The 24,184-nt window shown below is 50.6% G+C and carries 23 protein-coding genes; 12 read left to right on the top strand and 11 right to left on the bottom strand.

Annotation, left to right across the window (positions count from 1 at the left end):
* The first annotated feature begins 139 nt into the window (after positions 1-139).
* From OGY08_RS10205 to OGY08_RS10235, 7 genes are all read left to right on the top strand, one after another.
* Positions 140-1,693, top strand: a complete 1,554-nt coding sequence (locus OGY08_RS10205; RefSeq protein ID WP_125363676.1) for a BglG family transcription antiterminator — start codon at positions 140-142, stop codon at positions 1,691-1,693.
* A 26-nt stretch (positions 1,694-1,719) separates the two neighbouring features.
* Positions 1,720-2,190, top strand: coding sequence for a PTS sugar transporter subunit IIA (locus OGY08_RS10210; RefSeq protein ID WP_008786490.1), 471 nt, complete (start codon positions 1,720-1,722; stop codon positions 2,188-2,190).
* A 19-nt stretch (positions 2,191-2,209) separates the two neighbouring features.
* A complete protein-coding gene (locus tag OGY08_RS10215) occupies positions 2,210-2,530 on the top strand; it encodes a PTS fructose transporter subunit IIB (RefSeq protein ID WP_103284560.1) in 321 nt (106 codons plus the stop codon).
* 26 nt (positions 2,531-2,556) lie between these two features.
* Positions 2,557-3,648, top strand: coding sequence for a PTS fructose transporter subunit IIC (locus OGY08_RS10220; protein ID WP_003827232.1), 1,092 nt, complete (start codon positions 2,557-2,559; stop codon positions 3,646-3,648).
* A gap of 11 nt (positions 3,649-3,659) precedes the next feature.
* Positions 3,660-4,511 carry a class II fructose-bisphosphate aldolase gene (locus OGY08_RS10225; RefSeq protein WP_032945395.1) on the top strand — a complete coding sequence of 284 codons (852 nt, stop codon included), beginning with the start codon at positions 3,660-3,662 and terminating at the stop codon, positions 4,509-4,511.
* 80 nt (positions 4,512-4,591) lie between these two features.
* Positions 4,592-5,452: a ketose-bisphosphate aldolase gene (locus OGY08_RS10230; protein WP_286565873.1), complete on the top strand. Its 861-nt coding sequence runs from the start codon at positions 4,592-4,594 to the stop codon at positions 5,450-5,452.
* A 49-nt stretch (positions 5,453-5,501) separates the two neighbouring features.
* The gene (locus OGY08_RS10235) at positions 5,502-6,179 is read left to right on the top strand and encodes a D-lyxose/D-mannose family sugar isomerase (RefSeq protein WP_125363675.1); all 678 of its coding nucleotides are present in this window, start codon (positions 5,502-5,504) and stop codon (positions 6,177-6,179) included.
* Positions 6,180-6,221: 42 nt separating this feature from the next.
* Here the strand turns inward: OGY08_RS10235 and OGY08_RS10240 are convergent, their stop codons facing one another.
* Both OGY08_RS10240 and xanP read right to left on the bottom strand, forming a co-directional pair.
* Positions 6,222-7,931 (bottom strand): AsmA family protein, encoded by a 1,710-nt coding sequence (locus OGY08_RS10240; protein ID WP_125363674.1) that lies wholly within the window; start codon positions 7,929-7,931, stop codon positions 6,222-6,224.
* Positions 7,932-8,052: 121 nt separating this feature from the next.
* On the bottom strand, positions 8,053-9,444 hold the full coding sequence (gene xanP, locus OGY08_RS10245; RefSeq protein ID WP_003024026.1) for a xanthine/proton symporter XanP: 1,392 nt from the start codon (positions 9,442-9,444) through the stop codon (positions 8,053-8,055).
* Positions 9,445-9,669: 225 nt separating this feature from the next.
* Between xanP and gltS the strand changes: the two genes are divergently transcribed.
* Positions 9,670-10,875: a sodium/glutamate symporter gene (gltS, locus tag OGY08_RS10250; RefSeq protein ID WP_003024029.1), complete on the top strand. Its 1,206-nt coding sequence runs from the start codon at positions 9,670-9,672 to the stop codon at positions 10,873-10,875.
* A 42-nt stretch (positions 10,876-10,917) separates the two neighbouring features.
* Here the strand turns inward: gltS and recG are convergent, their stop codons facing one another.
* From recG to gmk, 5 genes are read right to left on the bottom strand one after another with little or no spacing between them, the layout of a single operon-like run.
* Positions 10,918-12,999, bottom strand: a complete 2,082-nt coding sequence (gene recG / locus OGY08_RS10255; protein ID WP_125363673.1) for an ATP-dependent DNA helicase RecG — start codon at positions 12,997-12,999, stop codon at positions 10,918-10,920.
* Positions 13,000-13,004: 5 nt separating this feature from the next.
* Positions 13,005-13,694: a tRNA (guanosine(18)-2'-O)-methyltransferase TrmH gene (gene trmH, locus OGY08_RS10260; RefSeq protein WP_032945382.1), complete on the bottom strand. Its 690-nt coding sequence runs from the start codon at positions 13,692-13,694 to the stop codon at positions 13,005-13,007.
* Positions 13,695-13,698: 4 nt separating this feature from the next.
* Positions 13,699-15,813 (bottom strand): bifunctional GTP diphosphokinase/guanosine-3',5'-bis pyrophosphate 3'-pyrophosphohydrolase, encoded by a 2,115-nt coding sequence (gene spoT / locus OGY08_RS10265; RefSeq protein ID WP_003024038.1) that lies wholly within the window; start codon positions 15,811-15,813, stop codon positions 13,699-13,701.
* 18 nt (positions 15,814-15,831) lie between these two features.
* Complete coding sequence (rpoZ, locus tag OGY08_RS10270) at positions 15,832-16,107, bottom strand: DNA-directed RNA polymerase subunit omega (protein WP_000135058.1); 276 nt, start codon at positions 16,105-16,107, stop codon at positions 15,832-15,834.
* Between the two features lie 54 nt (positions 16,108-16,161).
* Positions 16,162-16,785: a guanylate kinase gene (gene gmk, locus OGY08_RS10275; RefSeq protein WP_003024042.1), complete on the bottom strand. Its 624-nt coding sequence runs from the start codon at positions 16,783-16,785 to the stop codon at positions 16,162-16,164.
* 261 nt (positions 16,786-17,046) lie between these two features.
* Between gmk and ligB the strand changes: the two genes are divergently transcribed.
* Entirely contained in the window at positions 17,047-18,726 is a 1,680-nt protein-coding gene (gene ligB / locus OGY08_RS10280; protein ID WP_219013502.1) for an NAD-dependent DNA ligase LigB, read from the top strand.
* Here the strand turns inward: ligB and OGY08_RS10285 are convergent.
* The 3 genes from OGY08_RS10285 to OGY08_RS10295 all read right to left on the bottom strand — a co-directional run bounded on the left by OGY08_RS10285 (position 18,723) and on the right by OGY08_RS10295 (position 21,111).
* Positions 18,723-19,340, bottom strand: coding sequence for a trimeric intracellular cation channel family protein (locus tag OGY08_RS10285; RefSeq protein WP_003024049.1), 618 nt, complete (start codon positions 19,338-19,340; stop codon positions 18,723-18,725). The two genes, ligB and OGY08_RS10285, sit on opposite strands and share 4 nt — an antisense overlap.
* 322 nt (positions 19,341-19,662) lie before the next feature.
* A complete protein-coding gene (locus tag OGY08_RS10290; protein ID WP_286565874.1) occupies positions 19,663-20,730 on the bottom strand; it encodes a hypothetical protein in 1,068 nt (355 codons plus the stop codon).
* A 150-nt stretch (positions 20,731-20,880) separates the two neighbouring features.
* Positions 20,881-21,111: a helix-turn-helix transcriptional regulator gene (locus OGY08_RS10295; protein WP_286565875.1), complete on the bottom strand. Its 231-nt coding sequence runs from the start codon at positions 21,109-21,111 to the stop codon at positions 20,881-20,883.
* Between the two features lie 221 nt (positions 21,112-21,332).
* On the opposite strand from OGY08_RS10295, the gene OGY08_RS10300 reads away from it, so the two are divergent.
* Entirely contained in the window at positions 21,333-21,908 is a 576-nt protein-coding gene (locus tag OGY08_RS10300) for a hypothetical protein (protein ID WP_286565876.1), read from the top strand.
* A 35-nt stretch (positions 21,909-21,943) separates the two neighbouring features.
* On the opposite strand, the gene OGY08_RS10305 is transcribed toward OGY08_RS10300, so the two are convergent.
* Positions 21,944-22,321: a helix-turn-helix domain-containing protein gene (locus OGY08_RS10305; protein WP_038635399.1), complete on the bottom strand. Its 378-nt coding sequence runs from the start codon at positions 22,319-22,321 to the stop codon at positions 21,944-21,946.
* A 234-nt stretch (positions 22,322-22,555) separates the two neighbouring features.
* Between OGY08_RS10305 and OGY08_RS10310 the strand changes: the two genes are divergently transcribed.
* Positions 22,556-23,140, top strand: a complete 585-nt coding sequence (locus tag OGY08_RS10310) for a hypothetical protein (RefSeq protein WP_286565877.1) — start codon at positions 22,556-22,558, stop codon at positions 23,138-23,140.
* 22 nt (positions 23,141-23,162) lie between these two features.
* On the top strand, positions 23,163-23,996 hold the full coding sequence (locus tag OGY08_RS10315) for a lysozyme inhibitor LprI family protein (protein ID WP_286565878.1): 834 nt from the start codon (positions 23,163-23,165) through the stop codon (positions 23,994-23,996).
* The last annotated feature ends 188 nt before the right edge of the window (positions 23,997-24,184 follow it).

Consider the following 24,184-nt stretch of genomic DNA (forward strand, 5'->3'; position numbering starts at 1 on the left):
TTGCAGGAAGGCGGCGACGCAGCGAATCCCCTGAACGTACATAAGTACGTGACTGGGGTGAGCGAGGAAAACCAACGCACATGCAGCTTGAAGTATGACGGGTATAGATATTTAATCTGGTATGTAATAAGGGTAAATAATGCAAATGATTACCTCCCGACAAAACAGATTATTAAAATTTCTTCTGTCTAAGAAGGAATATGTCACGCTGCTGAAAATTGCCGAGTATTTATCTGTTTCAGAGAAAACTGTGCAGCGCGATCTGCGCTTACTGGAACCATGGTTATCAGAATGGAAAATAACTATCGATAAACGTGCTGGTGCTGGGGTGATATTAAGTGCCGATAATATTACCGACCTTTTATATATGGACCAGTTATTAGGATCGGAGGGTGATGATGCTGACGGCATGATGAATAATTCACGGCGAGTCAAGATAGCTTCACAATTATTAAGCGAAACGCCGCATGAAACGTCGATCAGTAAATTATCCGAACGTTATTTCATTAGTAGCGCATCGATTGTGAACGATTTGAAAGTAATTGAATCCTGGATTACCCCGTTGGGCCTGTCGTTGATTCGCAGCCAGAGCGGCACGCACATTGAAGGCAGCGAGAGCGGTGTGCGCCAGGCGATGGCATCGTTGATTAACGGCGTGATTAACCATAATGAACCTGGTAACGTGGTTTATTCACGCCTGGATCCGGGCAGTTATAAAGCGTTAGTGCATTACTTTGGCGAAGAAGACGTTTTATTTGTCCAGACGTTATTGCAGGAAATGGAGAACGACCTGTGCTGGTCTCTGGGCGAGCCTTATTACGTCAATATCTTTACCCATATTCTGATCATGATGTACCGCATCACGCGGGGCAATGCGCTTCCGAGAAAAGAAGAGAGCATCACTACCTGTGATGAGAACATATTTTCCATTGCCAGTCGCATGATTCAGCATATCGAAAAACGCATTGCCCACCCGCTGCCGGAAGACGAAGTCTGGTTTATATATCAATACATTATCTCCTCGGGTGTAGTGATTGAAGAGCATAATGACGTGAGTGTGATTGGCCATATGCACTCCAGCGACGAAGCGCGTTTGATTACCCATCGGTTGATTGCCACCTTCGCCGAGATGGTCGACAGCGATCTTAGCCAGGACACGGCGCTGTATGACGGATTGCTGATCCACATTAAGCCGCTGATTAACCGACTGAACTACCAGATCCGCATTCGTAACCCGCTGCTGGAGGATATCAAAGGCGAGTTGCAGGACGTGTGGCGTCTGACCCAGTGTGCGGTGAATCGAGTGTTTAGCGGTTGGGGCGAGCGGGCCGTGTCGGAAGATGAGGTGGGATATTTAACCGTGCATTTTCAGGCCGCAATGGAGCGTCAGATAGCGCGTAAACGCGTACTACTGGTCTGTTCAACGGGTATCGGCACTTCTCACTTACTCAAAAGCCGTATTCTACGCGCCTTCCCGGACTGGACTATCGTCGGCGTAGTGTCGGCAGGCAGCCTGCCCTCTGTACTGACGGACGATATTGAACTGGTGGTATCGACGATTAATTTACCCGCGGTTGCCATGCCGGTCGTGTATGTCACTGCCTTCTTCAATGATGCGGATATTAAGCGGGTAACAGAAACGGTTATTACGGAAAAATTACATCGGGCGACGTCGCTGGTCGTTGAAAATTAATGTCTGAACTCCATGAGGTATGATTGATGGACATCACGAAAATACTCAATACAAATCGCGTTATTTTGGACATGAAGGCTACAAGCAAAACGGAGGCTATTGAGGAACTGACGGATATTCTGCAAAAAGATGGAGCAATTAGCTGTCGCGAAACGTTTATTCAGGATGTCTGGCAACGTGAGTCAGAAGGCTCGACCGGCTTCGAAAACCATATTGCGATCCCGCACGGGAAATCCTCGGCGGTGGTCAATACCACGCTGGCGATTGGGCGTACCCGCCAGGATATTCCCTGGGAAACCCTGGACGGCAGCAATGTACGGTGCATTATTCTGTTTGCCGTACGTCTTGAAGATCAAAATACCACCCATATTCGTCTGCTTTCGCAGGTTGCTGGCGCGTTGGCAGATGACGACATTATTGAACAACTATTAGTTGAAAGTAGTCCACAAAAAATTATTGAGCTTTTTAGCCAATATGCTGAATCCAATGTCTGCTAAATAAAATGTGGAGCATGTTATGAATATTGTTTGTGTTGCCGCCTGTACGGCGGGTATTGCGCACACCTATATTGCCCGTGAGAAGTTAATTAAAGGTGCCAAAGCGCTTGGTCATAATATAAAGGTTGAAACCCAGGGCACCATTGGCACAGAAAACGAACTGCTGACAGAGGATATTTCTTCGGCTGATGTCGTAATTCTTGCTGTCGATGTAAAAATAAAAGGGGAGGAGCGATTTTCAAACAAACGCATTGTGCGAGTAAAAACTGAAATCGTCATAAAATCGCCCATTCAGTTTCTTGAAAAGGTCGAAAAATCATTAGTTAATAATAACCAGTAGCGATCCTCATTCTGGAGGGGTTTCACATGAGTGAAAATAAAATTCCGCTATCTCAGGAAATAAAAAAACATTTATTAACGGGAATTTCGTGGATGATCCCGTTAATTGTCGCCGCCGGGATCTGTATTGCTCTCGGGCAAATACTTGGCGGCACTAACGTCGGTGAAAAAACAGGAACCATTCCCTGGATGCTCAACCAGATTGGCGGCTGGGGGATGGGGTTAATCGTACCGCTGATTAGTGCGGCGATTGCGTACTCCATTGCTGACCGTCCGGGATTCGCGCCGGGCCTGATTGTCGGCTTCGTCTGCGGAGAAATTCATACCGGTTTTATCGGTGGGATGCTGGGCGGATTTCTGGTCGGTTATACCGTCCTGCTGCTCAAGCGCTATATCCGTTTGCCGCAGTCGATGCAGGGGTTGATGCCCATCATGGTGCTGCCGGTACTGAGTACCGTTATCGGCGGCCTGTTGATGATGACGCTAATCGGCAAGCCGATTGCCTGGCTGCAGGACGCGTTGATTCATCTGCTGGAGTCTATGCAGGGCGGATCCCGCTTTCTGATGGGCGCTATCCTCGGTGCGATGGCGACATTCGACTTCGGTGGGCCGGTGAATAAAACCATGTCGCTGTTTGCTGACGGCATGCTGGTCAGCGGCGTGTACGGTCCGGAAGCGGTGAAGTTTGTCGGTTCGATGATCCCTCCATTTGGCATTACGCTCTCTTTCCTGCTGACGCGTCACAAGTACACCCGTGCGGAACGTGAGGCGCTGAAGGCTGCATTCCCGATGGGGATCTGCATGATTACCGAAGGGGTTATTCCGATTGCGGCGCGCGACCTGCTGCGCGTGGTGGGCTCCTGCGTGGTGGCCTCGGCGATTGCGGGTGGCCTGATTATGGTGTGGGGTGTCGAAAGCCCGGTACCGCACGGCGGCATGTTTGTGGTTCCGCTCTTTACGCATCCGCTGCTGTTTTGCCTGGCGCTGGGGATCGGTACGGTGATTTGTGGCGTCATGCTGTCGCTGTGGAAGAAACCGGTAACCGAGCGTGATGAAGAGTTTGACGAACTCAGCGATCAAAAGCTGAAAGACGAAGAAATCACCTTCACCCTGGAATAACCGGAGGCCGTATGTTTGCCGATATGAAAAGCATGGTGACCAAAGCCTGGCGCGAGCAGTACGCGCTGCTGGCCATCAACTGTATGAACCTGGAAAGCGCCCGCGCAGCGGTGCGAGTGGCGGAGAAACACCGTGCGCCCATCATTCTGAATTTGTATCAGGGGCATCTGGAGCATTTTCCGGCCCCGATAGCGGCAGCGGTGGTCAAAACGCTGGCAGAGGAAGCCTCGGTACCGGTCGCGCTGGCGCTGGATCATGGAAAGGATCCTGTACGCATTCGCCAGGCTTTTCGCGCCGGATTCAGCGGCTTAATGATCGACGCCTCCGCCTTTGCGCTGGAGGAGAACATTCGCCAGACCCGGGCGGTGGTTGAGCTTGCAGCCAGCGTTTCTCTGTGCGTGGAAGGCGAGCTGGGCCATCTGGCCGATGCTCCGTGCTATGACCACGCCGCTAACGCTGATTTGATGACCCAGGCCGCCGACGTGGAACCCTTCATCCAACAGACCGGGATCGATTTGCTGGCGGTGTCGGTGGGTACGGCACACGGCATGTACGCGCCGGGTATCACTCCTGCTATTGATTTCCAGCGGCTGGAGGAAATAGCCCGGTTATCAACGGTGCCGCTGGCGCTGCATGGCGGCAGCGGAACGCCGTTTGACCAGCTACAGCGTTGCCCGACGTTTGGTGTCGCCAAGATAAACGTTGGTGCGGCGGTTTTCGAAGCCGGAAAGGCTGCGCTACTGCATACCCTGTGTCGCGACACATCCGGTGAACTCGTTGATGCCCTGGCCCTGATGGAACAGGCCTGCGAGGAAGCCATTATTCCGTACCTGCAGGCCAGCGGCGCTATCGGCAAAGCCTGATTCATTTTCTGTAACGCCTTCTATGCCTCTGCGATGACGCACTGGCAGGGCTTTCTACACCCTGAAACTGGAGAATTAACATGTTAGTTTCGATGAAAGAATTACTGCAACCTACCCGTCAGCACGGTTTTGCCATCGGCGCATTCAACGTGGCGGACAGCTGCTTTGTACGCGCAGTAGTGGAAGAAGCGGAAGCGACCAATACCCCGGCGATTATCTCCATTCACCCCAGCGAACATGATTTTGTCGGCGATGCGTTTTTTAGCTATGTCCGTGATATCACCCTGCGCAGCCCGGTTCCCTTTACTCTGCATCTGGACCACGGCGCTTCGGTTGAGCATGTCCTGCGGGCGATTCAGTGTGGGTTTACCTCGGTGATGATTGATGGCTCGCTGCTACCATATGAAGAGAACGTGGCGCTGACCCGCGAAGTGGTCAAACTGGCGCATGCGGTAGGTGTTTCGGTGGAAGGGGAGTTGGGAACGATTGGCCAGACCGGGACGTCAGTGGAAGGCGGCGTGTCGAAGGTTACTTATACCGATCCTGCTCAGGCAGAGGATTTTATCGCCCGAACGGGTGCAGACACGCTGGCGGTGGCGATTGGAACCGCGCACGGGATCTACCCGAAAGGGATGCCGCCAGAGCTGCAAATGAACATCCTGCGCGATATCGCCGGACGTGTGGATATTCCGCTGGTGCTGCACGGTGGTTCCGCGAACCCGGATGCGGAAATTGCCGAATCCGTGACGCTGGGCGTTGGCAAAATCAACATTTCCAGCGATATGAAATACGCCTACTTCCAGAAAGTCCGCGAAATCCTGGCGAAAGAAACCTGGTGGGACCCGAACGTAATCTATCCGGAAGCCATTAGCGCCGCGCGGGACGTGATCCGCCACAAAATGAAACTGTTCGGTTCAACCGGCAAAGCATCACTTTACTAACGGCATGCAGGCGGGGCGACCCGCCTCTTTCGCAACAAGGAAAAGTGGAATGAAGCGTTCACACATTAATTATGCCGTCGATAAAGCGCATGCCATCGCTGAGACTTTTCGGGTCTGTCTGCCTGATTTTGCGTATTTTACGGTCGATGCCTGGCGGCAACAGGATCAAACTCTGTGGCGTGAAGTGCGCGATCTCCAGTTGGGCTGGGATATTACCGACTTCGGGCACGGAGAATTTGCGCAAACGGGGCTGACGTTACTAACGTTGCGCAATGGTCTGATGGGGTCAGCGGATTACCCCAAACCGTATGCCGAAAAGATGCTGCAAATTCAGCAGGATCAGCAAACGCCATGGCATTTTCATCGCCACAAAATGGAAGATATCGTTAATCGCGGCGGCGGTGATTTATGTATGCAGCTGGCGTGGGCCACGCCTGATGATGAGTATGATGCCCGACGCGTTGTTGAGGTTAGCGTGGATGGTCAGAGGCGTACCGTTAACGCTGGCGAGACGCTGGTATTGAAACCGGGACAAGGAGTGTGCCTGCCACCGCGCTTGTATCATCGCTTTTGGGCGGAGAAGGCGTTTGTGCTGGGCTGGGAAATCTCGATGGTCAATGACGACCAGCATGACAACCACTTTCTGAAACCTGGCGGTCGCTTCCCGGTGATTGAAGAAGACGAGCCGGTGAAATGGCTGTTGTGCAGTGAATATATTCGTTTATGAGCGTGAGTAGGCCCGGTAAGCGAAGCGCCACCGGGCAATAAATCATTGTGCGGGTGGTGGTGCAGTGACTTCACTCCCCGAAACCACGCCCGCCTGCATAGTTTGCGTTACCTGCTGTTTCTCCACGTTCACCGCATGCAACTGACCGTTGACCGTTGGCTTGAGCGGCGCATCGGCCTGAATATTGCCGCTGGCGGTAAGCTGGATGTTGCCATCGCCGGAAAGCGGCAGTGCGGGCCAGCCCCACTGCTGCAGGATCGTCATTGGTACGCCGCGCCCGTTCAGGCTGACCTGCGTCTGGCGCTGAGGTAGCTGCGAAATGCTGGCAGTGGCCTCCAGCAGTCCTTTTTCCGTATAGGCGCTCAGTTCGCTGATATTGATGGTGCTGCTGTTTGCCGTTAGCGCCAGAGAAGGACGACGCACATCCGTACGGTTAAAGGTGGCTGCGGCAGCGTTGAGGGTGGCGCTACCGCTCCAGATCCCCCACTGATTGTTCTGTACCAGCCCGAGGTTAGCGCCGTAGCCGTCCAGTGCAGTGAGCTGCCACGGGAAATTCGGGTCGATATCAATCACCAGATTGCGGCTGGCGCTGAATTTCTTCAGCGTCAGGCTGTTTAGCCACGCTGGCAGGGGTTTCATCCACAGCTGCTTCCAGTTTTCCGGCAGCGTGTATTCCAGACCAGCAATAGCGGCATCGTCAAGGACCAGCGCTTTGTTGCTGCGCATCCAGTTTCCGGATGTTCTGACCATACCGCCTTCCCAGCGGGTGGTGAACTGGCGCAGCGCAATGCCCTGCGGTGAGAACTCGGCGTTCAGAATCGGATCGAAGAAGTGCAGAGAGCCGTAAATAAACTCGCTGGCATTCATCGACAGTTTGCCTTCCTGAGTTTGCCAGTCGTCCTTGCTGAAGGTCATGTTGCGCAAGCTCAGATCGAGATCCGTCACCGCCCAGTCGGGGCCTTGCAGACGGGCATCCGTCACTTCCAGACGACCAATTTGCAGGGAAGGAATAGTGCTTAACGGGGCAAAAAAGTCGGCCAGCGATTTGTCGCTTTGCAGCCGGATATCGTTCAGGCGCAGATTCTCCACAACCCAGCTCCCGTCGGCATTGCGTTGCGCTACGCCGGTTAATGCCCCACGCGCCACGTCAGCGCCAATATTGCTTAGCGTCACCCGGTCATGGTCGATGCTGCCTTCAATCAAGACGTTGGTAGTTGGAACATCGTTGAGCGTCAACGAACTGGCGCTGAGCTGAATTTGCGCTTTGCTCCCGAGAATTTTACCTGCCTCAGGGCTCCAGGGAATGACGCCGCCGTTAACGCGCTGGGCGCTGAGGTTCCACTCGCTGCCGGGGCTGTTAAGCGCCATATCCTGCAATTGCAGGCGATCGGCCTGGAACGGCAGCGGTGCGGTTTGCTGGGAAAGATTCAGCGTGCCGTTTTGCAACAAAATGGTGTCTACGTGCAGCGGGTCGGTGATTTGGCGGCTACTCAGCCCAATATCGACCGTTTTAGCGACCAGCGTTGCGGGCTGACCATCCCGGCCAAAGGTGACGTTTTCCAGCAGAATATGGGAAGGGGAGGAAAACCGGTGATCGATGGCATCAAACGCCAGATGGTAGCTGCTGTTCTCCGAAACCCAGGCGCTGACGTGCTCTGCCCCCCAGCGGGTTTGCAGTAGAAAATAAAGGCCGAGAATCGCCACTGCAAGGGCGATCAGCACGTAAAAAAGCAGCTTTCCAATAAATTTCATGGTCTTCCATCCCGCGAAGTGCACATAGTCAAGTTATGCACGATTTAGGCGCAATGCTCAAGGCGGGAATGGTGAAAGAGCGTTACAGCGGCGTTGATTCAGAACCAACGCCGCATTTTGCTTATTGCTTTTCTGGCGGGAATACCAGATTCAGAACGATTGCGGTAATACCGCCAGCGGCGATACCGGAAGAGAGCAGGTTTTTCACCCAATCCGGGGCGAACTGGAGAATCAGCGGCTGCTGGGAAACACCCAGACCAACGGCCAGCGACAGCGCGATAATCAGAATCGCGCGGCGGTTCAACGGCTCGCGGGACACGATACGCACACCGGATGCTGCGATAGTACCGAACATCACCAGCGTTGCGCCGCCCAGTACCGGCTCAGGAATATGCTGTACAAAACCGCTGACTGCCGGGAACAGGCCCAGCGCGATCAACATCAGCGCCACCACAAAACCAACGTAGCGGCTGGCAACGCCTGTTAACTGAATAACCCCATTGTTCTGGCCAAAACAGGAGTTCGGGAAGGTGTTGAACACGGCGGAAACAAACGAGTTCAGACCGTTCGCCAGCACGCCGCCTTTCAGGCGCTTCATATACAGCGGACCAGAAACCGGCTGCTCGGAGACATCAGAGGTGGCCGTAATATCGCCGATGGTTTCCAGTGACGTGATCATAAAGACCAGCATCAGCGGCAGTAGTAAACTCCAGTCGATGCCCAGGCCATAATACAGCGGCGTTGGCACCATCAGCAGGTCCTGACTTACCGGTGCGGTATTTTGCGGCAGCATGTCCATAAACCAGGCCAGCAGATAGCCTGCCGCCATCGCAATCACCAATGACGCAACGCGCAGGTACGGGTTGCGTTGACGGTTAAGCAGGATGATTAGCGCCAGCACCACGCCTGCCAACAGTAAATTCTTCGGCGCACCAAAGGTGTTGTCGCTCATTGCGGCATAGCCACCGCCAATCGATGTCAGACCCACCTGAATCAACGACAGGCCGATAATCATCACTACCACCCCTGAGACCAGCGGAGTAATAATACGACGCGCCAGGTGCAGGACACGCGAGATAACCATCTCGGTGCAGCTTGCCAGCATCAGCGTACCGAACAGCGCCGCCATCATGGTTGGGACATCTGCGCCACCGGTTTTTAGCGCCGTACCGCCCATAATCAGTGGCGCAACAAAGTTAAAGCTGGTGCCCTGAATGGATAGCAGCCCTGAGCCGACCGGCCCCCAGGCTTTGATCTGAATGATAGAAGCCACGCCGGAGGCGAACAGCGACATACTGATAATGTGTTGAGTATCCTGAGCCGGTAAACCAAGCGCCTGGCAAATTAACAGAGCAGGGGTGATCACCGCGACGAACATGGCCAGCAGATGCTGACAGGCGGCAAACAGGGTCTGGGCTAACGGGGGGCGATCTTCAAGACGGTAAATCAGTTCACTGTTGTGAGTCTGCGCAACCGGTTGCGCATTTGTTGACTCTACGGCGTTAACGGACATCAGAGGCAATCCCATGGTGGAAAAGCGGTGATTTTATCTGACCAGGGCAGAAAAGCAAACGTTTGCTAGCAGGTATTCTTAATATTTAAAACGGATAAACAAACATTTTTATATAACTTTTCATCATTTTCTGCTTAAAATCCACTCCGAAAACTCAATAAGAGCTAAAAATCGGTCTGGAATGCATCGTGCGTGATTGTGCTAAACGCACTAATGGAGCTGTAAATGTTTTATCTCGATACGTTATCAACGCTGGTTGCGGCAACCCTTGTGTTGCTGCTGGGACGTAAGCTCGTCCAGTCTGTTTCCTTCCTGAAAAAATACACCATTCCCGAACCCGTTGCAGGTGGATTGCTGGTGGCGATTGCACTGCTGGTGCTGAAAAAAAGCATGGGTTGGGAAGTGAACTTCGATATGACCCTGCGCGATCCGCTGATGCTGGCTTTCTTCGCCACTATCGGCCTGAACGCCAATATCGCCAGTTTGCGTGCTGGCGGCCGCGTGGTGGGTATTTTTCTGATTGTGGTTGTTGGCTTGTTGCTGATGCAAAACGCCATCGGTATCGGTATGGCGACCCTGCTGGGTCTGGACCCGCTGATGGGTCTGATCGCTGGCTCGATCACCCTCTCTGGTGGACACGGAACCGGGGCCGCGTGGAGCAAGCTGTTTATTGAACGTTATGGCTTCACCAATGCGACTGAAGTGGCGATGGCTTGCGCAACGTTTGGTCTGGTGTTGGGTGGGCTGATTGGCGGCCCGGTGGCACGCTATCTGGTCAAACACTCCACCACGCCAGACGGTATGCCGGACGATCAGGCCGTGCCGACCGCATTTGAAAAGCCGGACGTTGGGCGCATGATCACCTCGCTGGTGCTGATTGAAACCATTGCTCTGATCGCTATCTGTCTGACGGTGGGTAAAATCGTTGCGCAAATGCTGGTTGGAACAGTGCTGGAATTGCCGACCTTCGTCTGCGTGCTGTTTGTTGGGGTGATCCTCAGTAACGGTCTGGCGCTACTGGGTTTTTATCGGGTGTTCGAACGTGCAGTTTCTGTACTGGGTAACGTTAGTCTGTCGCTGTTTCTGGCGATGGCACTGATGAGCCTGAAGTTGTGGGAACTGGCTTCACTGGCCTTGCCGATGCTGGCAATCCTGGTTGTGCAGACTATTTTCATGGCGCTGTACGCGATATTCGTCACCTGGCGCATGATGGGTAAGAACTACGATGCCGCCGTGCTGGCTGCCGGACACTGCGGTTTTGGCCTCGGCGCGACGCCGACGGCGATTGCCAACATGCAGGCGATTACCGAACGTTTTGGACCATCCCATATGGCGTTTCTGGTGGTGCCGATGGTGGGGGCGTTCTTTATCGATATCGTCAACGCGCTGGTGATTAAGCTGTATCTGCTGTTACCGATTTTCGCGCAATAACGGCTGTGCGGCGGGGTAACGTCCGCCGCCGCTATGAATTAACTACGCGTTGGAGTAGCGTTCGGTTTCCGGCATCCAGCGTTCTATCAGTGCCGCGGCCTGTTGCGGATAACGTTCGTGAATATGGCGGGCAATGCGCTGAACTTCCGGGATAATCGCCTGATCGCGCAGTAAATCTGCGACCTTGAATTCTGCCGTTCCGGTCTGGCGAGTACCTAACAGCTCGCCGGGGCCGCGAATCTCTAAATCTTTTTGCGCAATTACGAACCCGTCATTGCTGTCTCGCAGAACCTGCAGGCGTTTCTGCGCGGTTTTAGACAGCGGTGATTTGTATAGCAGAACGCAGTGGGAAGCCACCGCGCCACGGCCTACGCGACCACGCAACTGGTGCAACTGGGCCAGACCTAAGCGTTCCGGGTTTTCAATAATCATCAGGCTGGCGTTTGGCACGTCCACGCCCACTTCAATCACCGTGGTGGCAACCAGCAGATGCAGTTCACCCTGCTTGAAGGCCGCCATTACTGACTGCTTCTCGGCGGGCTTCATGCGCCCGTGTACCAGGCCAATATTGAGTTCTGGCAGCGCCAGTTTAAGCTCTTCCCACGTCGCTTCTGCCGCCTGAGCTTCCAACAAGTCAGACTCTTCAATCAGCGTACAGACCCAGTATGCCTGACGTCCTTCGTGGGTACAGGCGTTGCGCACGCGATCAATAATATCGCTGCGGCGGGTATCCGGAATGGCGACCGTAGTGACCGGCGTACGCCCCGGAGGGAGTTCGTCAATGACCGACGTGTCGAGGTCAGCATAGGCCGTCATCGCCAGGGTACGTGGAATCGGCGTGGCGGTCATGATTAGCTGGTGTGGGTGGAAACCCTGCTGCTGACCTTTCTCCCACAGTGCCAGACGCTGATGAACGCCGAAGCGGTGCTGTTCGTCGATGATAACCAGCGCCAGCCCGCTGAACTGCACCTGCTCCTGGAAAATCGCGTGCGTGCCGACAATCATCTGCACCTGACCGCTGGCGATGGCTTCCTGTTGCGCCAGACGCGCTTTACCTTTCTGCTTGCCCGCCAGCCAGCCCACTTCAACGCCCAGTGGCGCGAACCAGTTGCGGAAGTTATTTGCATGTTGTTCAGCCAATAGTTCGGTAGGAGCCATTAGCGCAACCTGCTTACCATGTGCGATAGCCCGCAGCGCGGCCAGCGCGGCAACCAGCGTTTTACCGGAGCCGACATCACCCTGCACCAGGCGCATCATCGGCACATCCAGTGCCATATCGCGTTCAATCTCAGCGGTAACGCGGGCCTGTGCGCCAGTAGGTTTGAACGGCAATGCTGCCAGCAGCTTATCTTTTAGCGCGTTGTTAGCACTTAACGGCTGGGCGTGAAAACGCTGTGCCCCGGCGCGTAGTGCCAGCATGCTGAGATTATGCGCCAGCAGTTCTTCGAGAATCAGACGTCGCTGCGCCGGATGTTGTCCGGTTTCCAGATCGCTGAGTTGCAGCGACGGTGGGGGGCGGTGCAACGTGCGAAGTGCTTCGGGTAGGCTCATCATGCCCTGTAACAGCTCTGGCGGCAGCAGTTCGACAATGGCACAGGTATCGAGCAGATCCAGTGCCTGATCGGTCAGCTTGCGCAGCGTGGCCTGCTTCACACCTTCGGTGGTTGGATACACTGGTGTGAGTGTTTCCTGCAATTCTGGCGTGCTGAGATCGCCTTGTACGCGGTATTCCGGGTGAATCATCTCTGCGCCATATTTCCCGCGTTTGGCTTCGCCGTAGGCCAGTACCCTACGCCCGGTAGCAAGGCTGTTTTTCATCGCTGCGCTGAAGTTGAAAAAGCGCATGGTGAGAATCCCCGAGCCATCGCTGATTTGACAGGTCATCATCCGGCGGCCGCCGAAGGTAATATTGCAGTTCAGCACTTCGCCTTCAACGGTGGCATAGACACCCGGCAGCAGTTCGCCAATTGGGTACAGATGGGTACGGTCTTCGTAACGCAGAGGGAGGTGGAGCAGGAGGTCCTGCACGGTGTGCAGGCCAATTTTCGCCAGTTTACTGCTTTGCGCTGCGCCAACGCCGGTCAGAGAGTTGAGTGGGATGGCATCCAGTAAACGGCCTTTCATCGCGTTTATCTCGCAGATTGCATAGTGGCCCACCACGTTGCATCGGCTTCAATTTCGCCCTGCGTGTTTACGTGAGGGTAGGGAAGACCTTTGCGCTTAGCGACATTCGCCAGCACCGGATAACCGCCTTCAAACAGTAAGCGCTGCTGCTCTTCTTGTGGCAGCATGCTGTTTTCTCGTCGGTACATCCCCGCGTTTTGCCGCTGGCGCTGTGCTTCGTACAGGATCAGCGCGGAGGCGACAGAAACGTTCAGTGACTGCACCATGCCAGTCATGGGAATGATGATGTCCTGATCAGCCAGATCCAACGCTTCCTGAGTGATGCCGGTTTTCTCCTGGCCCATCAGGATGCAGGTGGGGCGCGTGTAATCAATCTCGCGAAAATCCACGGCTTTATCTGACAGATGGGTTGCCAGGACCTGCATGCCCCGGCTTTTTAAATGTGTGACCGCATCGCCAATGGTAAGGTGAGTTTTCACCTGCACCCAACTGTTGCTGCCTGCGGCAGAAGAGGCCATGGTGCGCATACGGCTACCCGGCCAGACGGCGTGGACTTCATGCACGCCGACCGCATCTGCAGTACGAATAATCGCAGAAACGTTATGAGGTTTGTGAACCTGCTCCATGCAGACGGTCAGATCGGGCTGACGACGTGCGAGCATCTCGCGGATACGTGCATAGCGCTGTTCATTCATAAGACTAGTTTCGGTTACGGGTGACTTTTATCACGTCCGGCATGACGCGGATTTTGCGCATGATATTCGCCAGGTGCACGCGATCACGAGCGGTCAGGCGAATAAAGGCGCTATAAACGCGGCCATCTTTCTCTTCCGTATTCAGACTTTGAATATTGGAGGTGGTCGTGTTGATTGCCGCCGTCAGGTTCGCCAGAGCACCCTGGTGGTTAAACATATCCACCTTAATCTCGGTGATGAATTCCTGCTCCGTCTCTTTATCCCATTCCACCGCCATAAACTTCTCTGGCTCTTTCTGGTAGCCACGAATATTACGGCAGGACTCATGGTGGATCACCAGACCTTTACCCGGACTGACGTGGGCAATGATTGGATCACCTGGAATTGGACGACAGCATTTCGCGAAAGTGATCAGCACGCCGTCTGCGCCTTTGATTGGCAGATGACCATGGCCAGATTGTGCTGGTACGTTCGCTGTTGCTTCGCCCTGCTGGAGGTTTTTCGCTACCACCACGCTCATGGCGTTACCCAGACCGATTTCTGCGAGCAGATCGTCAAGCGTGGCGAGCTTCATACGCTCAAGCTCACGCTGGATGCTCTCTGGCGGGATCTCAGCCAGTTTACGGCTACCGCCCAGGGCATGGTTGAGCAGTCGACGACCCAGACTGACGGAATCATCGCGCTTGAGGTTTTTCAACAGTTGGCGAATCTTGGCGCGCGCTTTCGAACTGACGACGAAGTTTAGCCACGCTGCGTTCGGACGTGCGCCCGGCGCGGTGATAATCTCAACGGTCTGGCCGCTAAAGAGCGGTTGTGAAAGCGGGTAAGGCTGTCTGTCGACGCGCGCGCCGACGCAGGCGTGACCGATATCGGTATGCACGGCGTAGGCGAAGTCGACAGGCGTTGCACCGGCGGGCAGTTCGACAATGCGCCCTTCCGGTGTGAAAACATAAATCTCATCCGGGAAGAGATCAGATTTGACGCTTTCAATAAATTCAAACGAGCTACCGGCGCTCTGCTGCAGTTCCAGCAAGCTTTGCATCCAGCGCTGAGCGCGGATTTGCGCAGTGGTGCTGCTTTCGCCGCCGTGCTCTTTGTAAGCCCAGTGCGCTGCGACACCCATCTCTGCCATCTGGTCCATGTCTTCAGTACGAATCTGTACTTCAACCGGGACGCCATGAGGGCCGATCATTGAGGTGTGCAAAGACTGATATCCGTTCGCTTTCGGAATGGCGATATAGTCTTTCACGCGACCAGGGCGTGGTTTGTACAGGCTGTGCATCTGGCCGAGTACGCGATAGCAGGTATCGGAATCATGAACGATGACGCGAAATGCGTAGATATCCATGATGGAGTGAAAACGCTGCTCTTTGAGCACCATTTTGCAGTAAATAGAGTACAGGTGCTTCTCACGCCCGCTTACGCGACACGGAATACCTGCCTCCTGCAAACGCCCTTCGATTTCCGAGAGGATTTTTTGGATCATCTCTTTGCGGTTGCCGCGAGCGGCTTTAACCACTTCTTTAATCACGCGATAGCGGTTTGGGTACAGCGCTTCAAAACCCAGCTCTTCCAGCTCGGTTTTAATGTGATGAATACCTAAACGGTGTGCCAGCGGACTATAGATTTCGAGAGTTTCACGGGCGATGCGGCGACGCTTGTCCGGGCGTAATGAACCCAGCGTGCGCATGTTGTGGGTGCGGTCGGCAAGTTTGATGAGAATGACGCGGATATCCTGCACCATTGCCATAATCATCTTGCGAAAGTTTTCAGCTTGCGCCTCTTTCTTATCGCGAAACTTAAGCTTATCAAGCTTCGATACCCCTTCTACCAGCTCTGCAACGCTTTTACCAAAAAGCTGTTCCATGTCCTGATAGGTGGCTGGGGTATCTTCAATCACGTCATGCAGCAGCGCAGCCATCAGCGTTTCGTAGTCGAGTTTCATCTCGGCCAGAATGCAGGCTACCGCTACCGGGTGCGTGATATAGGGTTCACCGCTTGAACGTGTCTGGCCCTCGTGAGCGTCACGTGCAACGAGATACGCCTGCCGAAGACGCTTAATCTGGTCTTCCGGCAGGTAGTTTTGAATCAGTTGATTCAGGCTTTCAAACAGATACAAGGGCGACCCGCTTTGTGATTAACGACGACCTTCAGCAATAGCGGTAACGGCTTGTAATTCAGCGGCTTCCTGCTCTTGCTGTTCCTGGCGCTCACGCACGTCGAGGATCTGGTTGTTGATCAGACCTTCTTCGATTTCGCGCAGCGCGATAACGGTAGTTTTATCGTTTTCTTCCGGTACGAGCGGATCCTTTCCGCCTACCTGCATCTGACGAGCGCGACGCGCGGCGACCAGTACCAGGTCAAAACGGTTACCAATTTTCTCTACAGCGTCCTGAACAGTTACGCGTGCCATACTTAAAATGCTCCACAGGTGAAGAAATGACTGGGCATGATACTGAATGTGGGTTCAGTCTGCCAACAGTTTGCTGATTAAAGCGTCATGACGCTGCTTTTGGCGGCTCATGCGCAGACGTTCGGCGCGAATGATGGTTTTCAAATCGCCCAGGGCGGTGTCGAAATCATCATTCACAATAAGATAATCATATTCGGCGTAATGGCTCATTTCTGCAACAGCTTGCGCCATACGTTTCGCGATCACGTCTTCGCTATCCTGACCGCGGCCACGCAGGCGGCGGTCCAGCTCAATCTTAGACGGTGGCAAAATAAAAATACTGCGCGCATGCGGCATTTTTTCACGAATTTGCTGCGCACCTTGCCAGTCGATATCTAAAAAGACGTCTACGCCGGATGCTAATACTTGCTCAATGGTTTCACGCGAGGTGCCGTAGTAATTACCGAAAACCTCCGCGTGTTCCAGGAACGCGTCTCTGCCAATCATGGTTCTGAATTCATCATGGTTCACAAAGAAATAGTGTTCACCGTGCACTTCCCCCGGGCGCGGTGCGCGCGTGGTGTGCGAAACAGAAACCTGGGTGTCATACAACGGTTGGGTCTTTAATAAAGCCTGAATCAGGCTGGATTTACCCGCGCCACTGGGGGCAGAAACAATATAAAGCGTGCCTTGAGCCATGAGTATCTTAATGTATGTGATTGTCGAAAGAGAGCCTACATACGGGCTTATTATACACGTAGCCGCTATGTGACGTAGCCCTTGTCACACTTTTTGCGCATGTTTATTGCGTTTTGCGTACCAGTTTCCTGTTTTATCGATGATTTGCAGCAATACATGCAAATGTCCGGAAAGCTGTTCGCAGGATGAATTTTTGCCGCTCTGTTTCTATTTCACTTCGCGCTATACCTGCCGGGAAACGTATCGTTCAGCGGAGATAGCATGGGATTATGGAAATGCATAGGGCTGGTTTTACTGGTGTGGCATTTACCTGCGTGGGCGGTATGCCCCGTCTGGTCGCCTGCCAGGGCAAACGAGGAAATTTCACGACTACAGCAGCAGATTACACAGTGGAATGACAGTTACTGGAAACAAGGGGAAAGTGCCGTAGACGACGGCGTTTATGACCAGCTCAATGCGCAACTAATTCAATGGCAGCGCTGTTTTGGCGATGAAGTCCCACCAGATCTGTCTGTGCCCCCAATAAGTGGCACCGTCTCGCATCCAGTTCCCCACACGGGCGTTCGAAAACTAGCTGATAAGCAAGCGCTACAGCAATGGATGCTCGCTCGCAGCGATCTCTGGGTGCAACCGAAGGTGGATGGCGTGGCGGTGACGTTAGTCTATCGCAATGGCAATCTGGTACGGGCGATTAGCCGTGGTAATGGCCTGAAAGGCGAAGACTGGACGCAAAAGGTTCTGCAGATCCCTTCCGTACCACATTCCACCAAGGGGAAACTCGCTAACAGTACGTTGCAGGGTGAGATATTTTTGCAGCAAGAGGGGCATATTCAGAAGCAGAGAGGGGGAATGAACGCCCGCTCGAAGGTTGCTGGATTAATGATGCGCCAGGGCAATCAGGAAATGTTACGCTCGCTGGCAATTTTTATCTGGGCCTGGCCTGATGGTCCGGCGGTCATGCCTGAAAGACTGGAGCAGCTCACGGCTGCCGGGTTTAGTTACACGCAACGTTATACTCAGGCCGTGAAGAATGCGGATGACGTCGAAAAGTCGCGCGCCAGGTGGTGGAGTTCAGCATTACCTTTTGTGACAGATGGTGTCGTGGTGCGAACGGCAAAAGAGCCACGGGCAAAGTATTGGCTACCCGGGCAGGGTGAGTGGCTGGCGGCGTGGAAATATCCTCCCGTGACGAGGGTATCTGAGGTTACTGGTATTCAGTTCTCCGTTGGTAAAAGCGGGAAAATTGCGGTGGTTGCATTGCTGACTCCCGTCATGCTGGATGATAAACGCGTACAGCGCGTCAATATTGGCTCCGTCCGACGCTGGAATGAATGGGATATCGCGCCTGGCGATCAGATTCTGGTGAGCCTGGCTGGACAAGGGATACCCCGTATAGACGAGGTGGTCTGGCGCAGCACTCAGCGTACTAAGCCAATACCCCCCGAGGGGCGCTTCAATTCACTAACCTGTTTTTATGCTACAGCGGAGTGCCAGGAACAGTTTGTTGCCAGACTGGTCTGGCTGGGCGGTAAAGAAGTGCTGGGGCTGGAGGGTATCGGCGAGGCAGGATGGCGTGACCTTCATCAGGCGTATCACTTTGAACATATCTTTTCCTGGCTCGGATTAACTCAGGAGCAGCTCCAGTCCACATTAGGCGTAAGCAAAGGGGAGAAGATGTGGCATCAGTTCAACCTGTCGCGCCATCTTCCGTTCACACGTTGGGTTATTGCCATGGGAATACCGTTAACACAGGCAACGCTAAATGCCAGCCGGGATGGTTCGTGGCAGCAATTAAAAGAACGCGATGAACAAAGCTGGCGGCAGCTCCCTTTCATGGGAGAACGGCGGGCACGGCAGGTCATTCAATGGCTGGAGGATCGAGAGGTCACAGCGCTGAGCAACTGGTTAGCTGCTCAGCGGATCGCGGGCTTTATGCCTTAATGGCCTTCGTGGCGATAGTAAAATACCGGCAGACCTAACTTCAGGCGCAGCGCCAGTAATCGGGCGGTAAAGCCGAAGAGCAGAGTAGAGATAACCACTACATCATGACTGGAGACATAATGCTGTAGCACGATGTACAACACAGCAGCGGCGAATGATACGCCAGCATACAACTCTTTCTGGAACACTAACGGGATGCGTTTGCAGAACATATCGCGTAATACGCCACCGAAGACGCCGGTCGTGACCGCAGCGACCACGGCGATAATCGGTCCATGACCCATATCCAGTGCCACCTGAGCACCGATAATAGAAAAGACCACCAGGCCCAGCGCATCCAGTACGAGGAATATTTTGCGCAGATAGGGCATGACGGGAGCAATAATGGTGGTGAGTACCGCAGCGGTCGCTACGATAATGACGTATTCAGGGTGCTTTACCCAGCCAAGCGGATAGTGGCCGAGAAGAATATCGCGTACCGATCCGCCGCCAATGGCCGTCGCGGTGGCAATGATAATGACGCCAAATGTATCCATACGACGACGCCCAGCAGCAAGCGCACCGGTCATGGCTTCGGCAGTAATACCAATTAGATATAAAACGTGTAACAGCATGCATTCCCCCTGATTTGCTGGGGGCTAAGGTTAACGATTTGTGCGCCTTGTCACGATTGAGATTTTCTAAGGTGAAGTGATTTTAATAACTACAGCTAATGCGGGTTCGCCGAGAATGCGTGGTGATATGCGCTTTGTGTTATGAGCTTTAATAAAGAATGATGAGAAAATATAATTCGAATTGAACAAGGGAGTACCAAAGAGTCGGGAATAATACGTAGCCTCGCCATTTATTGGCGGGCTACGTAGAATGGTTGCTTACTCGATGTTGAATCTGAATGTTGAGTAATGCTATATATTCGTTGATTTACAAGTGTTTTATCTAATCATCATTTCGATTAGCTACACCCTTAAGTACACCGTAAACAGATGCTATGCTGTATATGCTGCTTAATTGCTCAACGCAGCGTGGCCACTGATTCCAGAGCTCGGACTCATCGAATAGCACTGTTCTGTGTCGGGTTAGTAAGGCAGTCAAGCATGAACGCCCTAGCTGTTGTCTAAGACTGGCTTTCAGCGCTATTACGCTGGGTTCTTTTGGGAGGGTAGCAAGATACCCGCTAGTAAGTAACTCCTCTCCTAAGCAGCTAGAGTAGACTTGAAATCGTTTGAACGGGTTCTTCATCTCCAGGAGTTGGGAAAGCCTCAAGGCATTCTTTTTCTTACTGGTTGGTTTAGCGCCAGGCTTGTATCGAGCTTCGACACGCAAAAAGCGCTTATGCTCATCCAGATTGATATTAATAAGTTTGGCACGATCCTTCAGAATGAGTTTTCTGTCACGGCGTGCATTAACTTTTTCATAACAATGAATATGTAGAAGAGAGCGATTGCTGCCTATTCTTACTCCAGGTAATCCATTTTCAGTATCGTAATACGTGCTCTTCCCTGCATTTTTTAATCCCCATAGGTAATCATCTAGCTTGCAGTTATATATATCAAGAGCTACATCAATTCTTGTAACCCAAGCTCGAACCAGTAGCCGATAAAATATCTCACCTAAGTTGTCATTTATCCATGATACTAATTCATCTATTTTTACTTTCGTCATGTGTTGAGGATTAAAATCCAAACGTAGCCCTCCTGTATTAGGATGCTTCGGAACATAATCAATGTGCAATAGAACTGGAGAGTTCTTCTTTCTACTGTAAATATTTAGTGATTTGCGATAAGGTTTTTCCTTTTTGTTTTTAACGTATTCAACTCGATATGTCTTTTCACTCCGCTGATTCATTTTTTCCAGTTTACTATACACTTCCCTTTTATCTTCTTCAGGAAGAAATTCACTAACTACAGTTAACTTATCAATTCTTATTTTTAGATTATGCCCGTCATTATCGTTACCGATATTTAAAGATTGGCATATATCTATATTGCTTCTGTGTAATAACATAACTATTCCTTCTCAGAATAGTGAGAGTTACAGCCCATATGAGGCCATAATCAGCATATGAATCAATATCAGTTATTACTCTCACTATTCATATCTATGTACATATAACGTGCTATTAGAGGGATGGGATTTTCAGATCCATAAACGTCATCAAATTTTGGTTTCTGCTAACGGCACTTTTTGACGATTGGCAATCCATTGCAGTATTTCCTGTTCTCGCCATGCAACAGCACGCGAGGATTCGTTTGTGCTGGCTATTCCACCTGTAAGGCGTACAGGCTCAGGGAAGTGGCCTGCTTTTATCTGGCGATAGAGGGTTGCTCGTGAGAAGGCACAGTATTCAAGGACAGTTTTGAGTTTAATCAAACGTGAGGTGTGCATCGTAAAAGCCTGTTTGGTTTACGCATCCAATTGATGCGGCCAGTCTTTACAGATTTTTTGTGGATGCATTTTTTCATATAAATATCAATTAGTTGATGCTTAATCATTTGAACACCGACCAAACTTCCGTGATCTTTAAATCTGATCATCAGATTTTTGAAAGATGATGTGCTAATCTGATGATCAGATCTAATGATGGTTTGATTCAGATAGGAAAATTCATGGTTAAGAAAAATGAAATTCGAGAAGAAGCAGAATTGGCTCATCGGCGTGAGAAGTACATTGAATATCAAAACAGACGCAAGGAAAAATTGGATAAGCTTGGGGATAAAAAGTTATCAATAAGACTTGATGAATCTCATTATGATAAGCTAATCGTATTATGTGAGATTCTGGGTTATCGTCGCCCAGAGACAGGGAAATATAACCTTGTAGAAACATATTCGGGAGTTATGAAATATTTATTGAGAGTTTCAGGCCATGTAACAAAGTACAAACCAAAAACAGAGAGCTCTCAGAAGTTACTGCACTTACATCAACTCGTTAGTCATTTAAAACACGAACTGAATTTAAGTAATAAAGAGATATTGGATGAACTAAATAATAAAGAAATTCAGACGCCTCTATCACCGCTAGGAAATACAGTGAAACAAGTAAAATATGCTGAACTGAGAACTTTAACTAGCAATGTTAATAAACTTGAAATCAACAAATTTGTTGAAGACCTCTTATGTGAAGAAAAGGTCGTTGAGAAAATGGTAGAAATGGATAAAAAATCCCTTGATTGTGAATATTGAAAGACATTGGCTAAAATAGCCATAGCTTATTGTTGTTATTTAGTGTATTCATCAAGAAGCATTATTAATATGCGCCTCTGTTCATGTGTTAAACGAGGCCATATCTGATCAAAACGATTTTTCAAATCAGCATCCTTGACTGGCACAAAATCTTGCTGACTCTTGGCGTCATTGTCTAATGTCGAAAAGCAGTCAATAAAAAACCAGCTAATAGGTGTATTTAATTTAATAGCGATGTTAACAAGATGTGCCACATTGATCTTGTTTGTACCACGTTCATAGCGCGAGAGTTGCTGATGAGAGATATCGACAACTTCGGCGAGGTGCTGTGCTGTTATCCCTAGCTCTTTACGTCGCATCTGAATGCGCTGCCCTACCTGTTTATCTGCACTATCTGAAGATAGCTGAGCCATATACCACCACTCCCCTTAATGTCTATAGATGGAAGTTTGTGGGCTTTTTGCTCTTGCATGAACATCTTCTATGGATTATAAATGAGTTTTTGCTCTTCTATGGCTATTTGATGAAGTGCTGAACTGAGATGTGCGAAGTCATATGGCTTTTACTGTAACCATGTTTATCAAGGATGGTCCATGTTGATACACCGGTTACAAGGCCATGATTGAGGGTCTTTGTGAGCAAAAGTAATGCAAAAACAAAAAATACTTATTATTGAATCACGCAGCGATCTGGATATTTATGATGAAAGATACGAGGGAAATACGCTAAGGAAGGTTTTGGAGTTACAAGGAGTAACTGCAAAATGTACTGAAGTTGTTAATGAGGGAATGCTAGTAAAAGCATTGAAGATAGCGCAACGAGAGCACATAAAATATGTACATATCAGTGCTCACGGCTCATGTGATGGTTTTATTTTAACAGATGAGGGTTTTATTACATGGAGGGATTTTGATCGTATAGCATGGCCTATATTAAGAGGTAAATGTATTTGCTTTTCTAGCTGTTCAGTCGGTAGGGGAGCGGAACAATTATTTAATTTTCATAAATCTTTTTGTAACGCGATTGTTGGACCCACAAGAGATATTACTTGGGGAGAGGGGCTTGTTGCATACTCTGCATTTTATCACCGAGCACAATCGTATGAGAAATCATCCTTCCAGGATGTTCGGGTAATGAATCATATTGTTGGTGCAGGCACGTTCAGGCTCATCGAGTCACCATATATATCATCTACCTACACAATTGATGGCTCTCTTAAACATGTTTATTAGGTTTGTAAAATAAGGATGTCTCATGGTAAGTATCATAAACAAAAAATCTTTATTCATTCTTTCAATGATGGCTTGCAGTACAAGTTATGCTGCTTCTTTTGATTGTAATAAAGCCACTTCAAATGTTGAAAAAATGATTTGCTCAGATCATAAGTTAAGTCGTTTGGATGATTATCTATCCCAAAACTATAAAATAGCTATGGGTCCTGACATGCCTGAAGGATCTAAATCTAAGATTAGAAAATCGCAAATAGATTGGATTGATAAGAGAAATGCCTGTACTGATGCTGAATGCATGGAGAAAATGTATTCTAAGCAGATGGATTATCTTTGGAATGAATGTTTTGATCATCTTAGCGGCAAGATTGAATATATTAAATTTTCCGAAGCAATAGATAAGATAAAGAGAGAGTTAGATTCTCAGGAATATAATAGAACTCACAAGAAGCCTGAAGAAGTCATTAACGAAATATCTGCTAAGAATACTAGCAAAGTTTATAAGTTAGGATTTGATAAGAGACTGTTGGAATCAACTTTGTTTCTAGATGGATTTGGAAGTTATTTTGAATACCATACTCTTAATGAATGTTTATCCTTAATTTTAGAACTGCCTGATTTAACAACACTAGAAAAAATAAGTTACAAAGGTTATGATGGCTTTAAAATAAAAATCGCAGGGCGGCCTTACTCGGGGTTTATTTTTAGAGAAGAAAACAATGAGATTTATTTAACCGGTCTCGTATCAGGTGATAAAGTTATTGAGGCAGTTACTGAAAATGATATGCGGGAGCTAGCCCGTATATTTTTGAGTTATGCAAACTATGCGATTGATAATAATGACTCCAGAGATTTGTAACAGGCGCTATAATGATATTGTTTGTTGCTTGAAGAACTCGATGAATCAATTGAGGTTGGCACAGAAGAGAGAAAACAGTTGAGCTGCAGTCGATATGGGTGTGTGTATGGCTGGTACCGCTAATGTTATAAACTACAGATGTTAAAGTTATTATAATGTTTTTCTATTAGTTAAATAGATGAGGAGTA

The organism is Citrobacter sp. Cpo069 (assembly GCF_030332785.1).
Taxonomy (GTDB): Bacteria; Pseudomonadota; Gammaproteobacteria; order Enterobacterales; family Enterobacteriaceae; genus Citrobacter; species Citrobacter portucalensis.

Excerpts from the sequence above, each read along its gene's own strand:
- OGY08_RS10205 (WP_125363676.1), top strand. The coding sequence starts at position 140 with ATGCAAATGATTACCTCCCGACAAAACAGATTATTAAAATTTCTTCTG.
- OGY08_RS10210 (WP_008786490.1), top strand. The coding sequence starts at position 1,720 with ATGGACATCACGAAAATACTCAATACAAATCGCGTTATTTTGGACATG.
- OGY08_RS10215 (WP_103284560.1), top strand. The coding sequence starts at position 2,210 with ATGAATATTGTTTGTGTTGCCGCCTGTACGGCGGGTATTGCGCACACC.
- OGY08_RS10220 (WP_003827232.1), top strand. The coding sequence starts at position 2,557 with ATGAGTGAAAATAAAATTCCGCTATCTCAGGAAATAAAAAAACATTTA.
- OGY08_RS10225 (WP_032945395.1), top strand. The coding sequence starts at position 3,660 with ATGTTTGCCGATATGAAAAGCATGGTGACCAAAGCCTGGCGCGAGCAG.
- OGY08_RS10230 (WP_286565873.1), top strand. The coding sequence starts at position 4,592 with ATGTTAGTTTCGATGAAAGAATTACTGCAACCTACCCGTCAGCACGGT.
- OGY08_RS10235 (WP_125363675.1), top strand. The coding sequence starts at position 5,502 with ATGAAGCGTTCACACATTAATTATGCCGTCGATAAAGCGCATGCCATC.
- OGY08_RS10240 (WP_125363674.1), bottom strand. The coding sequence starts at position 7,931 with ATGAAATTTATTGGAAAGCTGCTTTTTTACGTGCTGATCGCCCTTGCA.
- xanP (WP_003024026.1), bottom strand. The coding sequence starts at position 9,444 with ATGTCCGTTAACGCCGTAGAGTCAACAAATGCGCAACCGGTTGCGCAG.
- gltS (WP_003024029.1), top strand. The coding sequence starts at position 9,670 with ATGTTTTATCTCGATACGTTATCAACGCTGGTTGCGGCAACCCTTGTG.
- recG (WP_125363673.1), bottom strand. The coding sequence starts at position 12,999 with ATGAAAGGCCGTTTACTGGATGCCATCCCACTCAACTCTCTGACCGGC.
- trmH (WP_032945382.1), bottom strand. The coding sequence starts at position 13,694 with ATGAATGAACAGCGCTATGCACGTATCCGCGAGATGCTCGCACGTCGT.
- rpoZ (WP_000135058.1), bottom strand. The coding sequence starts at position 16,107 with ATGGCACGCGTAACTGTTCAGGACGCTGTAGAGAAAATTGGTAACCGT.
- gmk (WP_003024042.1), bottom strand. The coding sequence starts at position 16,785 with ATGGCTCAAGGCACGCTTTATATTGTTTCTGCCCCCAGTGGCGCGGGT.
- ligB (WP_219013502.1), top strand. The coding sequence starts at position 17,047 with ATGGGATTATGGAAATGCATAGGGCTGGTTTTACTGGTGTGGCATTTA.
- OGY08_RS10285 (WP_003024049.1), bottom strand. The coding sequence starts at position 19,340 with ATGCTGTTACACGTTTTATATCTAATTGGTATTACTGCCGAAGCCATG.
- OGY08_RS10290 (WP_286565874.1), bottom strand. The coding sequence starts at position 20,730 with ATGTTATTACACAGAAGCAATATAGATATATGCCAATCTTTAAATATC.
- OGY08_RS10295 (WP_286565875.1), bottom strand. The coding sequence starts at position 21,111 with ATGCACACCTCACGTTTGATTAAACTCAAAACTGTCCTTGAATACTGT.
- OGY08_RS10300 (WP_286565876.1), top strand. The coding sequence starts at position 21,333 with ATGGTTAAGAAAAATGAAATTCGAGAAGAAGCAGAATTGGCTCATCGG.
- OGY08_RS10305 (WP_038635399.1), bottom strand. The coding sequence starts at position 22,321 with ATGGCTCAGCTATCTTCAGATAGTGCAGATAAACAGGTAGGGCAGCGC.
- OGY08_RS10310 (WP_286565877.1), top strand. The coding sequence starts at position 22,556 with ATGCAAAAACAAAAAATACTTATTATTGAATCACGCAGCGATCTGGAT.
- OGY08_RS10315 (WP_286565878.1), top strand. The coding sequence starts at position 23,163 with ATGGTAAGTATCATAAACAAAAAATCTTTATTCATTCTTTCAATGATG.